Source organism: Anabaena lutea FACHB-196 (assembly GCF_014698305.1).
GTDB lineage: Bacteria > Cyanobacteriota > Cyanobacteriia > Cyanobacteriales > Nostocaceae > Anabaena > Anabaena lutea.
In genome coordinates this window covers 1-15,549 of record NZ_JACJST010000048.1, presented here as the reverse complement: position 1 = coordinate 15,549, position 15,549 = coordinate 1, and the positions used below count along the sequence as shown (strand labels likewise).

Annotated in this window: 13 protein-coding genes and 1 pseudogene; 8 read left to right on the top strand and 6 right to left on the bottom strand. The window is 37.4% G+C overall.

The genetic code is table 11. The annotated features are described in order from the left end of the window. Positions 1-307 precede the first annotated feature (307 nt). Positions 308-484 (top strand): DUF433 domain-containing protein, encoded by a 177-nt coding sequence (locus tag H6G59_RS26525; RefSeq protein ID WP_422603187.1) that lies wholly within the window; start codon positions 308-310, stop codon positions 482-484. A gap of 125 nt (positions 485-609) precedes the next feature. Here the strand turns inward: H6G59_RS26525 and H6G59_RS26520 are convergent, their stop codons facing one another. Further along, entirely contained in the window at positions 610-1,722 is a 1,113-nt protein-coding gene (locus H6G59_RS26520) for a metallophosphoesterase family protein (RefSeq protein WP_190720938.1), read from the bottom strand. Positions 1,723-1,868: 146 nt separating this feature from the next. On the opposite strand from H6G59_RS26520, the gene trmB reads away from it, so the two are divergent. From trmB to H6G59_RS26500, 4 genes are all read left to right on the top strand, one after another. Then, positions 1,869-2,504: a tRNA (guanosine(46)-N7)-methyltransferase TrmB gene (gene trmB / locus H6G59_RS26515; protein ID WP_190720935.1), complete on the top strand. Its 636-nt coding sequence runs from the start codon at positions 1,869-1,871 to the stop codon at positions 2,502-2,504. Between the two features lie 73 nt (positions 2,505-2,577). Then, positions 2,578-3,084 (top strand): hypothetical protein, encoded by a 507-nt coding sequence (locus H6G59_RS26510; protein ID WP_190720932.1) that lies wholly within the window; start codon positions 2,578-2,580, stop codon positions 3,082-3,084. 125 nt (positions 3,085-3,209) lie between these two features. Next, positions 3,210-5,471, top strand: a complete 2,262-nt coding sequence (locus H6G59_RS27915) for a GUN4 domain-containing protein (protein ID WP_422603184.1) — start codon at positions 3,210-3,212, stop codon at positions 5,469-5,471. A gap of 354 nt (positions 5,472-5,825) precedes the next feature. Continuing rightward, positions 5,826-6,743: an FTR1 family iron permease gene (locus tag H6G59_RS26500; protein WP_190720929.1), complete on the top strand. Its 918-nt coding sequence runs from the start codon at positions 5,826-5,828 to the stop codon at positions 6,741-6,743. Positions 6,744-6,932: 189 nt separating this feature from the next. Here the strand turns inward: H6G59_RS26500 and H6G59_RS26495 are convergent, their stop codons facing one another. The 4 genes from H6G59_RS26495 to H6G59_RS26480 all read right to left on the bottom strand — a co-directional run bounded on the left by H6G59_RS26495 (position 6,933) and on the right by H6G59_RS26480 (position 12,771). Continuing rightward, positions 6,933-8,096 (bottom strand): hybrid sensor histidine kinase/response regulator, encoded by a 1,164-nt coding sequence (locus H6G59_RS26495; protein ID WP_190720926.1) that lies wholly within the window; start codon positions 8,094-8,096, stop codon positions 6,933-6,935. A gap of 77 nt (positions 8,097-8,173) precedes the next feature. Continuing rightward, positions 8,174-8,620: a response regulator gene (locus H6G59_RS26490; protein ID WP_190720923.1), complete on the bottom strand. Its 447-nt coding sequence runs from the start codon at positions 8,618-8,620 to the stop codon at positions 8,174-8,176. After that, positions 8,574-10,871: a sensor histidine kinase gene (locus tag H6G59_RS26485; protein ID WP_190720920.1), complete on the bottom strand. Its 2,298-nt coding sequence runs from the start codon at positions 10,869-10,871 to the stop codon at positions 8,574-8,576. The genes H6G59_RS26490 and H6G59_RS26485 overlap by 47 nt, the downstream gene beginning before the upstream one ends. 394 nt (positions 10,872-11,265) lie before the next feature. Then, positions 11,266-12,771, bottom strand: a complete 1,506-nt coding sequence (locus H6G59_RS26480; protein ID WP_190720906.1) for a dolichyl-phosphate-mannose--protein mannosyltransferase — start codon at positions 12,769-12,771, stop codon at positions 11,266-11,268. Positions 12,772-12,972: 201 nt separating this feature from the next. Here H6G59_RS26480 and H6G59_RS26475 point away from each other — a divergent pair, with 201 nt between their 5' ends. After that, positions 12,973-13,377, top strand: coding sequence for a hypothetical protein (locus H6G59_RS26475; protein ID WP_127052406.1), 405 nt, complete (start codon positions 12,973-12,975; stop codon positions 13,375-13,377). A gap of 143 nt (positions 13,378-13,520) precedes the next feature. Beyond that, on the top strand, positions 13,521-14,573 hold the full coding sequence (locus H6G59_RS26470; protein ID WP_190720888.1) for a tellurite resistance TerB family protein: 1,053 nt from the start codon (positions 13,521-13,523) through the stop codon (positions 14,571-14,573). A gap of 87 nt (positions 14,574-14,660) precedes the next feature. On the opposite strand, the gene H6G59_RS26465 is transcribed toward H6G59_RS26470, so the two are convergent. Further along, entirely contained in the window at positions 14,661-15,440 is a 780-nt protein-coding gene (locus H6G59_RS26465) for an Rpn family recombination-promoting nuclease/putative transposase (RefSeq protein ID WP_242038989.1), read from the bottom strand. Here H6G59_RS26465 and H6G59_RS26460 point away from each other — a divergent pair. Then, a pseudogene (locus tag H6G59_RS26460) lies at positions 15,383-15,549 on the top strand (IS4 family transposase); the annotation flags it as partial. The gene H6G59_RS26465 and the pseudogene H6G59_RS26460 overlap by 58 nt on opposite strands.

Genomic DNA, 15,549 nt, shown 5'->3' with positions numbered 1-15,549 from the left:
TGAATATTTAGAGAAGATTTTAGAATGTATCTGATAAAAATCAGAATATTTAGATAAACATAAATAATTTATTCTCACCAGATTCTCAAAACAATCTAGATATTCAGAGAATTAATATATAGAAATGAACAAAATTAACTCATTATTGAAAATAACTAATTACTCTAAATTTATGAAAATTTTAGGATATTAATAAAGGACTTAATAAGCATTTCAATTCCATTATTATGTTTTTCTCTGTTTAGATACACTAATATGACATTTTGTCAACATAATTTAGATGCGTTTCCCCTGATTATCACCTTTAATTAAATCAATGAATGAACTATTAACTAGAATTACACAAATACCTGGTCAATGTGGAGGTCGTCCTTGCATTGTCAATGAAATTTTAGAAGATTTTCCCGATTTAGAAATAGAGGATATTCAAGCTTGTTTGATATTTGCTGCTAGACGCACTGATTTTGTGAGATTAACAGCATGAAAATTTGGATTGATGCACAATTACCTCCAACATTGATTGGTGAAAAGAATAAAAAAGAGCGATCGCTATCATATAATTAAAATCCCAAAATAGCGATCATTTCTATCTATTATGAAGATGTATTATCACCAATCACCAATTAACAATCTACTGTTGTTATCAATAGCGGTAGGATGACCAGTATGACTAACTGCACCATATTTTTGAATGTAGCGACGTACTTCTAGGGGAAATTCAGGGTAGTCTAAGACTCCATCTCCATCGGCTATAGTTGCCCAAAAGTCTCGCAAATTAGGGGCTAGTTCTTTTGCTTGCGCCAATGGTAGGTTTAAGGGTGGTAAAGTTAGTAACTTGATCAGGAAGGGAAAAGAGCGATCGCCCATCCATTCTTTTGATGACTGCTGTAAGTTGGGAAAATCGGGAACTGATTCTACTCGATGAGATACAATTTGTAACCATTCCTTACCGACTTGATCCCGTTGAAACTCGAGAACACGATAAGGATGAGGATAGCTGACTAAGGAACCAGTAGTAATATCATATACTCCATCTGCACAAGCTACATCTTGAACGTGCAAATGCCCTGTAAAGACTAATCTAACTTCATGTTTACGTAATAAATCTAATAGCTCTGGTGCATTTTCTAACATATAGCGATTTGCCATGGGGTGGTTTGATTGATTAGGCAAATGCTCAACCACATTATGATGCACCATTACCAAAACCAATTCATCCCCAATCGCTGCTAGTTCTGATTCTAGCCATTTGAGTTGTTTTTCATCCAAACGTCCGATCTGCTTACCCTGGTCATCAAATGAGTTAGAATTTAGACCTATCAGCCGCACTCCTGGCAATAATTGACAATTGTAGTAAGGTTGCTCTGGGTTTTCATAGCCAAACTTGCGGTAATAGTGAGGGAAATCAGCGAAAGCAATTGATTGCTCATTTGCCATTAACACGGGAACGTCATGATTACCAGGAACAACATACACAGGAAAAGGAAGTTGAGATAACTTTGTTTGCAACCAAGCGTGGTTCTCTGGTTCACCGTGTTGGGTTAAGTCTCCGGGAATCAAGAGAAAATCTAAATCGAGTTGGATTAAATGTTCTAGTACACTTTCAAAGGCTGGAATACTGACTTCAACAAGATGAAAGCGGCTAGGATGATCCCAAATTGTATGGGGAAGCCCAATGTGTAAGTCACTAACTATGGCAAAACGAAAATTGATATTATTCATTGATTTAAGAAAATGTTAAAAAGCAGAAGAGCAAATACTCTTTTTCCCAAAGTATAACTCTTGCTTTGGCTGGCTGGGGATCAGCAGTCAGACTTAATATTTGTACACATTTATGTTGAATTTTTTTACATCAAGGAGATTTGATTTTGGCAGTTGTTCGAGTTCGTCAACACGTTAACCCACTTGCTAACAAGTATCAGATACCAGCGAATCCCCTAGAGTGGGAGAAGGTTTATCCACAGCCAAATCAGCCCCTACACCTAGATATTGGTTGTGCTAGGGGCAGGTTTTTACTAGAGATGGCAAAAGTAGAACCAAACTGGAATTTTTTAGGTTTGGAAATTCGGGAACCTTTGGTTGTAGATGCCAATAGGTTGCGTTGTGAGTTGGGTTTAACAAATTTGCATTATTTATTTTGCAATGTTAATAACTCATTAACACCTCTTTTATCGACTTTAACACCAGGAATTTTACAGCGTGTAACCATTCAATTCCCTGATCCTTGGTTTAAAAACCGCCATGCTAAAAGACGTGTAGTGCAACCAGAGTTAGTTGCAGAATTAGCCGGTTATTTGGCGGTGGGAGGAGTTGTATTTGTCCAATCTGATCAAAAATTTATTGCTGTGGAAATGTGCGATCGCTTTTCTGAACACCCAGCATTTGAGAAAATGGGTACAGAGGAATGGTTAGCAGAAAACCCTCTCCCAGTTCCCACAGAACGGGAAATAGCCACACAAAAGAAAGGTGAACCTGTGTATCGGGCTTTATTTGTGAAACGATAAGTAGTTGCACTCAGTAATTAATTGCAGTTATAATTATTTTATACTGTATTTTACTAACAAAAGGGTTAATCAGATGGACGCATTAAATCATGGGGAAATCGTTGGTAATAATCATTTCCCGGATGAGGTCATTGATCATGCAGCGCAAAATTTCAGTGATCTCAATCACGATTTAAATTCAAATTATTCCAGTCATGTTGAATCAATCTCTCAGGGACTTGATCAACATTCTCACAATTTTTTAACCGATTTACATCCAAGCACAATTTTACATTCTGATTGCGTTTCTTTTTCTGGTGCTGATTTCCAGTCGAACTTTGATAATTTGCATAATTCTGTTTATATTGAAACGCCTAGTTTTGAAAGTCATTTATCCACAAGCAATTTTCATACTGACGTGATACCTCGTGAGGCGACACCAGATTATGCAGAAGCGGCTAATAATGAAGCTTGGGCAAAACATTACGAGGATAGAGCCGCAAGTTGGGCAAATGATGGGTCTTTTGATATGGCTGATTCATTGCAAAAAGAGGCGGACTATTACCATCAAAAAGCGGCTGAAAATTTGAATCAATCATGAGATTTTTTCTGATTTTAGTATCTGCTGAATTTGATAAATTAGAGTTATTTTGATAATGTCAAAATTAGCAGATTTTTTAATAGGTTTAAAGACATAAATCTTATTACTTTCTATAACCTTACTATATGTCAGATTTACCAATTCCAACACAACCCAATCAACCGGAAAAATCACCTATGACAGATATATCTATTTTTTCCAGCTTAATTTCTGGTGGCTGTCAAGTATGGGCAAGTAAGATTAATCAGCAGACTCAATTACAAGTAGCCGATAAAAATCAGGAAACACAATTAAAATTAGAGCAGCTTAGAAACGAACTAAAAAAAGCATTTGAGTTAGAACAATTTGACAGACAGAAACAACTGCAACTAGAGTTAGCAGAGTTTACCCGTGAAACTCAATTAAAAATAGCTGCTCAACAGCGAGAGACAACCCTAGCATTACCAGAAGTTAATAAACTTTTTGAGCATTGGCCGCTGAGAATTGTTCCGTCTTTAATTCTCAACTCTCCTGTCAGTAATAATCGCCCTCCTTTGAAAGTAATTATTGCCCCTCCAGAGGTGAACTTTGATAAATTTGGCAGTGCAACTCAAGTACCCAAAATGGAGAATACTTTGGCTCAGGGTTTACGACAATTTTTAGATAAAAACTATTCTCACCATAGTCCAATCAGACCTGTTGAATTTTTAGATGGGGCTTGGGATAGTAATAAATATCATGGTGGCTCTAGTATTAAAGTGCTTTTTGAGATGCTAAAATCTGAGCCTCTTGTGATTTTGGAATCGGAAATTGAAGGGGATTATCTTAATTTTCGGGTTGCTTATTGGGGTTATGGAGACACTACCTATAAATATGGAACGGCTTTAGCTCGATTACCTTATACAAATATTCTTTATGACTCTGCTAAATCGCGTGCTATTAAGTGGAAACCAGATCGAGATCGGCTTATTCAAATGGGAAAAAATCCTAAGTTAATTAATGAATTGGATACTCACAATTTAGAAATATTAGAAGAGGAGGAACAACTAAAAATCTTTGGTATTGATACTAGCGATTTATCGCGTCGCTACAAGATAAACAATAAAGATTTTGATGTTTTTTATCAGTTTTTGATTACAGTTCATGCTTTATTTGCAGGTCTCACAATTGATATTCATTATCTCATTCATTATGATGAGACCCCCTTATTACCTCAATTATTATCTGATTTGGTAGTGGGGGATAAGCAGATAATTGGCGGAATTTTTTCTAATTATCAAGGGGTTTATCAATCTCTTGCTAATGAGCGATCGGCTTTGATTCCTGAATTATTTTTAGATTTAGCTCATAGTTTAAGTCATTTGTCTGATCAGTCTTGGGCTAGGGAACAATTAAATTCTTCTGTTCGGTATTGGTTATCTTTACGAGGTGTTACAAAAGACAGCAATACTTTCCTTGATTTACTGGAAGCTACGCGGTCATTTTTGACATTACAAGATAAGGATTATTTAGAAAAATTAAAACAGTTTTTAGCCAGATTGGGAGATACAGAAGGAGTGAGAAAAGTAGCGAGTTTATTGAGCGAAACTGTGGAACTTCAGAAGAAAGCTGATGATTTCTATAATGGTGGAATTTATCATTTAGAAAATGGTAATTATGAGCGTTCCATTGCTGATTTTGAACAAGCTCAAAGTTATAGACATCCTGATGCTAGTCGTATGCTTGTTGAAGTGAGAAAGCAGCAGGATATGGCGGTTCTAGCTAAACAACTAGAAGAACTGGAACGTCAACGTTTAGAACAAGAAAAACGACAACAAGAACAACAAGCAGCGGAGCAAGCTAAATTACAAGCTCAAAAACAGCAGGAAGTTAAACCAGCCGCTAGTTCCTTGGTATCACTAAAGTCAGCCGTAGGAATGGACTATAGGAAACTGCAAGATTTACTTGCTGCGGGGAAGTGGAAAGAAGCAGACGAGGAAACAAACCGAGTGATGTTAGCGATTGCGAAGCGGGAATTCTGGGGTTTTTTAGATGTTGAAAGTATTGATCATTTTCCCTGTGAAGACCTCCGCACCATTGACCAGTTGTGGGTAAAATACAGTAATGGTAGATTCGGGTTTTCTGTGCAGAAACGGATTTATCAAGGTTTGGGTGGAACATTATTGACATACAACAAACAAATCTGGGAGAAGTTTGGAGACAAAGTAGGATGGAGGTTGTTCTGGTCGTGGTTGGGCTACAAAGATATTACTTTTGATAAAGCAGCACCAGAAGGCCACCTCCCCGTAGCCCCGGTCGAGGCTCCTGGCGGCACTAGGTTGGTGTCCGGGTGGGGGGTTGTGTTTGTTCGGGGTGGGAGGTTTAGGGGACTCTCTTCTCTCACTCTTATCTCACGTCGAAACTTTTAAACTGTAACATTTAAAGGTTACAGAAAATTATTAAGTCTGAATCAGGATATCCAGGATTTAAGGATTTACAGGATGTTAGTTTAGTGTGATTTATTGAAGATTAATTTTTAGAAATTTTCATGAGTTAGAATTTTAATTGTCAGAATCAGGATTTACAGAATGTGAGTTTTGTATTTAAAGCATGGACTTATGAGAGCATTAATCTAAATGATAAATAATATCCAAAAATTCTCAAATTTAAAATATGCTTAAATGCAATAAATCTGAAGCAAAATAAACATCCTGTAAATCCTTAAATCCTGGATATCCTGATTCAGACAAATAGCCAAAATACCAAAAAATAATTAATGTCCTATGAATTGGAGTGCTGCATTACCGACTTTTTTCATTACTTTACGCGAAGGTGTAGAAGCCGCTTTAGTGGTAGGCATTGTCTTTGCTTGTTTACAGCAAGCTCAACAACAAAAATTACATCGCTGGATATATTTAGGTGTTATCACTGCGGTAATAGCTAGTTTTGTAGTTGGGTTAATTCTCAATTTAACTATCCAAGGATTGCAAACGTCTGATTTACTCTATGCACCAGTTTTCAAGCAATTGTTTGAAATGGGATTAGGGTTAATAGCAATTTCTATGCTCAGTTGGATGTTAATTTGGATGACACAACAGGCAAGATTCCTCAAAGCTGAAATTCAAACTTCTGTAACCAGTGCTTTGAATGAAGATCAAAAAGCAGCTTGGGCAATTTTTAGCTTAATCTTTATTGCTGTCTTTCGAGAAGGTTTAGAGACAGCATTATTTATTGTTGCTCAATTTCAATCGGGTTTAATACCTGTACTGGGAGCAATAGGAGGATTAACTATAGCAGTGTTAATTGGAATGCTCTTATTTAAGTGGAGTATCCGCATTAACCTCAGTCAATTTTTTCAATGGATGGGGATATTACTATTAATCATAGTCTCCGGTTTAGTAATTTCTGCTCTTCGTCATTTTGATGCCGCAGTTATGGCTTTTAACCAAATTAATGCGCTGAATATTTGTCAAGGAGGAAGTAATGCTTGTGTTTTAGGTTTTCAGATTTGGGATTTTTCAGACATCTTACCTGATAAACAATTTCCGGGAATTTTGCTAAAAACTCTATTTGGTTATAACCAAAAATTGTATCTAGCGCAGGCTGTAGCATATATCCTGTTTTGGCTGGTAATTGGTGGTTTATATTTCCGCAGTCTTAACCAATCTGCACCATTAAAACCAGCAAACAAACTTAATTAAATGCAGCGGTAACGGAAAATTATAAAATGTTGGGTTTGTTGGGTTTGTTGGGTTGCACTTTCGCTTAACCCAACCTACGTTTTTTAGGAGTAGAATTAACAATGCCAGCCAATTTTTTACGTCAAATTCATCAAAAAAATTCGGCTGAGTTTGAATTTCCAACTTCAGCTTTTCTATGATTACAAAATCTTACATTTTTATCAATGGTAACGTCACAGTAAATGTTGTCCCGATACCAACTTGACTATCAACATAAATTTCACCACCATGTGCTTCAACACATTTTTTGACAATTGCTAAACCCATACCTGTTCCAGAAATACTGCCGACATTTTCTCCCCGAATAAAGGGTTGAAATAATCGTTTTTGGTCATTTTGGGCGATGCCAATTCCCGAATCTTGAATCCGAAAAGTGACTACTTTCTCTTGACTAATTACTTCAAATTTGACTTTGCTGCCAGGGTGAGAATACTTAATGGCATTACTGAGCAAATTTTCTAAAATATGCCGTAATAAGCTTTCATCCCAAAGGGTGTCCTTAAAATCGCCAAAACTGGTGAACTCTATAGTAACTTGCTTATCTAAAGCAGTTAAATGTAATTCTTCTAGGGTTTGATGGCAAAAAGCTTCTAAATCTAGGCGGCTGAGTTGACTGTGTAATTTACCAGAATCAGCTTTACCCATGAAAGAAACTTCATCTAATAACTGTGCCATATTTTTGATGGCAGAGCGAATCATCCGCAAATGATTTACTTTTTTCTCTTTAGTTAATTTTTCATCACTGTTTTGTAGCAATCCAGCAGCTAAGAGAATAGTATTTAAAGGATTACGAATGTCATGAGAAAGCATGGAGACAAATTCAGATTTGAATTGATTAATTTCTTTCGCCTTTACCAGTTCAGCAGTTCGTTCTTCAACCCTATTTTCTAATGCTTGATTGACTGTACGTAATTGTTCTAAAACCTGTTTTCTTTCTATTGCATATCGGACTGAACGCACTAATACATCTGGATTTACTTGCCTTTTAACTAAATAATCTTGCGCTCCCTGTCGCACTGCCTCAATTGCGAGTTCTTCATCGTTGGTGTTTGTGAGAACAACAATTGGTGTACTAGGAGCGTGACTTATCAACAGTGGTAAAGATGATAATCCTTGACTATCTGGTAAGGTTAAATCCAACAAAATTACATCATAGATTTGCTGACTTAGTTCTGCAAATGCGTCTCGTAATCTTTGGACATGAACTAAACTAAACTCTTTGGTTTGGGCTTGCTTGAGAAACTCTTGTAACAACCTAGCTTCTGCCAAGTTGTCCTCAATCAACAAGATTTTTACTGAGTAGCTCGCAGCCATAATTTCCTGGTTTAATCCCCCTCTAATTTCTGATTGCTGAGTCCTGAACAATAATTTTTCTCTCCTGCTTCTCTGTCTTACTCTAATGGTAACGTAGCGGTAGAAAACCAAAATTCCTCAATCCCTTTGACGATTTGAAATAGTTGGCTGAGGTTACGAGATTTGGTGATGTAGCAGTTTACGTGCAAGTCGTAGCTGTGGTAGATGTCATCTTCGTTTTTGGAAGTTGTTAACACTACCACAGGAATGCGTTTGAGTTTGGGATCTGATTTAATTTCCGCTAGTACCTCTCGTCCATCTTTTCTGGGTAAGTTCAAATCTAGTAAGATCAGGTCTGGGCGTGGTGCATCCGCATATTCGCCTTCTTGACGGAGATAAGCCATAGCGTCTATGCCATCTCTGACTGTCACTACCTGATGGGGTAATGTACTAGTTTTTAATGCTTCTTGAATCAGACGGATGTCAGCTTTATTATCCTCAACTAAAAAGATTATTTTGTGTGTTTCTTCCGTTTCTACGCTCACGCTCACGTCCTCCGGCTGGAATGGTAAAGTAGAAGGTTGCGCCCTGTCCGAGTTGGGACTCAACCCAGATCCGCCCCCGATGACATTCGACAATTTTCTTACAAATTGCCAAGCCCATACCCGTGCCGGGATATTCATCCCTTGTGTGTAGGCGTTGAAAGATAATAAAAATGCGATCGCTAAATCGCGGATCTATGCCAATGCCATTATCGCGCACTGAGAATAACCATTCATCTTCTAGTCTCTCTGCACCTATATGAATTTGCGGTGGTTCTTCACTACGGAATTTGATGGCATTACCTATCAGGTTCAGAAATAGCTGCATTAGTTGTGTACTGTCAGCCATGACTGTGGGTAAGGGGTCATGGGTAATAATAGTACCTGTTTCGGAAATGCGTTTGCGTAGATTGCTGAGAGCGCGTTCTAAGGCTGTGTCTACTTCTGTAACTTGAAATGCGATCGCTTGGGTATCAACTTTAGAATATGCTAGTACGTCATCAATTAACGTCTGCATCAAGCTCACTCCCTCGACTGCATAATTGATAAACTCTTTCGCATCTTCATCTAGTTCTGCCTCATAGCGCATCTCTAATAGTTGCACATAATTGGCTACTTGATTGAGTGGTTCTTGCAAATCATGGGAAGCGACATAGGCAAATTTTTTCAACTCTGCATTAGAACGTTCTAAATCTTGCGCCAATTGAGCTAATTCATCAGCTTGACGCAGGACAATATTTACAATTGCCTTTCGCAGTTCTAAAGCTGCTCTAATTTCTACATATTTCCAGGGTAAAGATGTTAATCTGACTGTTTCTTTCCACAATTCAAATGATTTACGTGGACACAAACGTAAATTTCCATGTGATTGACTAACTTCAAATGCCTTATGAGGATCACCACCCCAATTCACAGTTTGAATCACTTCCGGTCGGAACCACAAAACATAATTCCGCTGGGAAATAGGAATAGCTAACAAACCACTAGCGACATTTTTGAAGCTCACAGCATCTGGATATAGACTAGGAAGAGAATCTGTATAAAATACCTCGTCTTCTATATTATTCTTGAGCCATTCCACTAAAAAGTTTAAGTCTTCTTCTTTGGGAGTTTCACCAATCAAGGTGTAATTTCCCCCAAAACAAACTGCGGCTCCTTTAGCACCAGTTAAATCCAGAAGATTGGGCTGTTTTTTTACCAAGCCATCAATAAAGTTATCCTCTTGGGACATATATTCAACTAAGAGTGATTGAATAGATGTCAAATTCATCCGATAGTCATAATCTTCTGTTTCTTCTCTGGCAGAAATTTCCGAAAATATCAATCTTCCCAAGAATTCGCAAGCTTTCCGCAATTCATAAGAAACATATTTGGGTGTTTGATGATGACAAGCTATCAATCCCCAAAGTTTTTGGTCTTTAATCAAAGAGATGGTCAAAGAAGCGCCCACACCCATATTATGTAAATATTCTGTATGGCAAGATGCTGCACTTCTGAGACTAGATTGCGTTAAATCAACCGGACGCTCAGTTAAAGGATTATTGACAGGAAATATTTCTATAGGTTGAGAATGAGCATCTGGGATTAATCTAATTGAATTGGAAATAAATAATTTTCTGGCCGGTTTGGGAATATCTGACTCTGGAAAGTGTAAACCCAAGTAAGGTTCTAAACTTTCTATTTTTTCTTCAGCGATAACAGAACCATGTCCGTCATCATCGAATTTATATAACATTATTCTGTCAAATCCTGTCACTTTATGGACTTCCTGGACGATGATTTGACCAAATTCTCGGAGATTTTTAGTAGTTTCTAGTTGATTTATGGATGCTCTTGCTAAATGATAAAAGCTTAAAAATGGAATATTTTCTTGGGAAATAGCAGGTTCTAATTCCAGGATTAAAAACCCTTCAGTGTTACGGTGAAATACTGCATCAAATACGGTATATTCATCACCTTTTCTTCTAACCCAAATTTTGGTAGGATTAATAAAATCTAGATTTTCTTCTGATAAACCCGATTTAATTCTTTCTATTTGGAACGGATCTACTAAATCTTCTAATTTTTTACCCAGCATATTTTCCGGAGAAATTCCGAAAATATTTAAGGTGTTATTGCTAACTTGCAATACTTTTAACTCTGGTTCTTCTAAAACTAACAAAATACCATGAGGTTGAATTTTGCTCGAAATATGAATTGGTGCTTCTTTCAAGCTGGTAACATTCACATTCTGCACTTGTAACCCTATATCCATCTCGATTACCCTCTATTATCTAGGTGCGTCAAGATTAGAGTTAGCGATAGATTTTCTCACCTGTCAGGGTTAGTATTCTACCTAAATGTAACTCTCTTAGCGCTTTTAATTAAATTAATTTGCAGATTATTCAGAAAGATGCCGACGCTGTAATAATTTTCCTATTTGTCTCGGCAAGAAATTAAATGAGCTATTTAGCTAATTCGCCATTTCCACTAAGCTTAATTTTTTTGTCTTGCTTAATATCATTTTACTTCTCATTTGTCATTGGGTATAGTTACCCTCATCTGCCAACTGGTTTCAGTGTAACAGGCAGTTTTACTGAATACCGATAAGAAATGTAAAATACAGGCGATTAAATAAACAGTTTTTATGTAGCTATGTTAAGTAAAAATTAAATCCAAGAGTTAAACCACATCCGCATTCTATAACCATCAGCAGAGATGGGTAAACCCAAATATATAGGCATCCAGAAAATAAAAGCAGCGATAATGATGAATGTAATTGTAACACCAAGCGCACGCAGTTCTCGATGATAACTACGAAGACATTGATCAACAAACCAAGCGATCGCTATAAACACAAATACCACCGCACACATATAATGATAGATAAACACGCAGCGATTTACCTTCACCCAAGGTAAGAAATTAGCTGCATAGTTAATAACTAAATATAAAGCAATCCAAGTATCAACACCGAGATTTTTAGAAATAAAAACACGTTTTTGCTGTATCCCTGGTAAAACTATTTTTACAAACAGCATTCCTATTAAAAATATAATTGCTGCCAAGCCAAACCACCATAAACAAGGATTACCCATGGCATGGACATCATAAACTATTTTCCCAGCACCAGCAGGTAAAGGAGGCCCAAATACAGGGAGGGGATCTTTAATACTTTGAGTAGTTTGGTAATAATAAGCCATTGGTCGAGTTAATAATGGCCATTTGTACCAAGCTGCACAATAAGGATGTACACTAGCGCTATTACCACCTAACTGAAGATGAAACTTCAAAATCTCTTGATGAACCGCTATAAATCCATACCTGGTATCTAGTTGGAGGTGAGGAATCCAAATCAGACTGTAGATGATTGCGGGGATAATTCCTAAATAGGATATCATCTGGAAAATATTAATTTGAGTGAGATTTTGCAGTGGGGTTTGAATAGTAATATCGTCTGTTTTAACTTGAGATTCAGCAGTAGAATTTAAGGGATACAAATAAAAGAATAAGGGAACGCGGGGTGACGGTGAAAAAGATTGCAGCCAACGAATTATCCAAGCTGCTATCCACATTCCATAAGCACCTGCAAGAAACCATAAGCCATTCCACTTAGTACCGACTGATGCACCAAAACTAACTCCAGTCAAAACTAACCAAAACCAACGCTGTTTATTTTGCTTTTCCAAAGCTAATAATAAAAACCATTGCCCGATTAAACCAAAGATAACTATATAGATATTACTGAGAGCATAACGAGATTCTACCAAAAACAAGCCGTCACAAGCTGTAAATAATCCGGCTAATAAAGCAAAGCTACGACGATAACTTAATTGATAAGTTAATAAAATAACTATTAAGGGAATAAATGAACCTGTAAACGCATTTGCCCAACGATAACTCCAAGGGGATAATAAAGAACCTGTCAACCCATTGACTGTATCGTGCCAAAAGGGTATATGATTACCAATCCAAATACCAATACCAATGATATATTGACTTAGCGGTGGGTGAGCATTAAAAAATGGGGTACGAGTAAGATAGTTATTGCCAAATTGGGCAAAGTAAACTTCATCAAATACCAAAGTGTTAAATCGATTCAGTCCCCAAAAACGTAAGGCAACTGAGAGGATAAAAATCCCTGCTATTCCCATTCTGAACCATTTTTTAGTCATTAGTCATTAGTAATTAGTCATTGGTGATTTTATCAGAAATAAACGGGTTTAATACTCCTACTCTAGGGTAATGCCAAAGGCATATGTCTACACGTAGGTTGTGTTAACCAATTCACAACTGGTTAACTTTTTGCTTCTTTAAGAAAAATTAACAATTATTCGAGATAATAACTGTACAGAGAATAGTAAATCTAATACACCATGTCACAACTAGAACGATTGCTAAAAATGGCAGAAGATGAGCTAACTGAGTACAGCACCGATGCCCGGAAGATGGAAAAGATGCGGCGGAAAATCGGTTTATCAGTCTCATTAGCAGAACAGCGGCAAATTAAAGCAGAATTATTAGCTACTATGCAATCTAGTAAAATTGCAGAAATAGTGGAGGAACAAAGACAAGCCGCAGCTTTACCGTTTTGGGGAATTGCTGGATTGGGTTTGTTATTTGGGATTTCTCTCAATCAACCGATATGCTTATTAGCCGCCATACTGGGAACGGTGGCAGCTTTTAGAATTCAGAAATGGGGTTGGCAATTGCAAGCAACTCGTCTATTGTTACGCACATTGGAAGATATTGAAGCGCGTATTTCTCAACCAAATAAGTAATGAAACAGATACATACCTGATTTAGTTTACAAAAAAAATTTAGTCAACCTGATCTGGAGAATGTCCCGTGGGTTGCTAAACTAACAATTGTTACTTGTGTGTTATCGGTTATTACTAAAAAGCCCTTGATGGAGATAGAAATTATGACAAAGTATGATCAGGTGTTTAGCTCAAAAGAAACCACAGAAGAATCACTAAGTCCAGAAGAGGCAGTAGCAGCGATCGCAGTTATTACTGCCATAGTTGATTCTTCCATTGAAGACATAGATGCGGACAGTTTAGCAGATATTCTCTGGGAATTCGAGGTTTTCGACGAATACTCAGAAGAGGATATGACAGAGTTAGTTGATAGACTAATAGCGATCGCAGCAGAAGAAGGACTCGGACCTCTGTTTAATACCGCTAATGCTAGTCTGGCAGATGATGTAGTGCTGGATGGCTTTGCTGCTGGGGTAATTATGCTGTTAGACGAGGATCTGAGTATCCCCACACAAAAGCAGTCTTACCTGAAAAAACTACAGATAGCTTTAGAGATGGAAGATGAAGAAGCGGAGGAAATTACCAAAGAGGTGATAGCCGCTATTCAAGAAGCCGAAGAAGATGAAGAATACGCAGAAGACGAATATCAAACAATCATAGTTGATGACCTGGGTCAGCAGGTGTATGAGTCACCCTTGGGTAATTTTATCGTTCCCATACCGGTTAACCCAGATCAAGGGGGAAAAATTCAAAGTCAAGAAGGAATAGTTGGCTTTTCTGATGATGTCGGAACTTTGCTAAGAATTGATTATTACCCTCTCCCTTCAGAATATGTAGAGGAAATCGAGGCTAAAGGACAGGAAAAATATTTGCACTCAATTCTTGTAGATAAGTATTTACCCCAGGCGATTTTTGCCAATGTCCCAGGTGCTAAGGTCAAGTATACCGAATATTTGCAAGATATAGCGGAGGGGTCTTACTATACCTTAGTCGATATGCCTAAAGGTTCAACAATTTCTAAACAAGAAAATAACGGAAATGCCATCAGATTAGATGCTTATCGAGGGCTTTTAGCCTTTGTCAATGGGGAATTTTTGTATATAGTTAGCAGCCAGCGCAGCTTTTTTAATGGTGACACTCCCGGTTCTGTTGAGGAGGAAGCTGAGGACATTAAGCAGCATATTTTAGTGTTTGTGGATACTATCGAGTTTAGTTAATTGGGAATTTTTGCAGTTGTAATTAGGGGTGATGTCTGTGGACAAAACCCTTTTTTAATTTTTTTCCGTGATCCAAATACAGTATCTTTAATCTTTAACCGCTGCTAACCAACCCTGTAAATCAGCCAAATTGGTAAAATCTAACAATGCTTCGCTCAAATTTTCTAGCACAGGTAATGGTAAAGCAGAAATTGCAGCGCGTATTTCTCCCGATAGTTCTCCAAACCGCTTAGTCAATAGTCGGATAACCAGATTAACTGTTGCTTCTTCTACTCCTTCTTCCCGTCCTTCTTCTTTGATTTCCCGGTAAACTCGCGTTTCTTTGAGTGTAATTCCTAGCATAGATTCTACCTCCCTGCGGCTGAGTTGTTCAAACTTGTACACCATTATTGTCGTGATCATCTCTATTATGGCGCGACTTGATGGCGATGGTATTTCCTGATTAGTTCTTGTTAACAAATAGCGGGCTTCTTCTGGTGCTTGACTTTCTTCTAAGGTAGTTAGTACCATCAATGCTACCCATACAGGTAATTGCCGAATATCTCCCAATTCATCTAAATATACCCGATGTACTTGGTCACTGTTGAGAAATCCCCGATGAGGATAAATATCACTTTGTTCTGTATTGCGAGATGGATAAATTATCACTGCTTGCCAATCGCTAAATCTAGCACGGTTGCGGTAGAAATATAGCGAAGATTCGGCAAATACTCTTTCGTAGAGTATTTCATCTTTTTGGAATTGGACTTCGCAGAAATATACAATTCCTGCACCTTCTGTTTCTGGTGGTAAAAATACGCCGTCAATTTCAAATAAATCAATTATTCCAGAATAAAGCCCAAAAAAAGTTACGTGAGAAATATGCAATATGTCCAATTGATTCAACAATTATTACATTGACAAGTAAGTTGTTATGGGTGTTAGGTCATCATCAAGTAAAACTGTTTAGTTCTTTAAATCTTGCTACAGGAAGTCC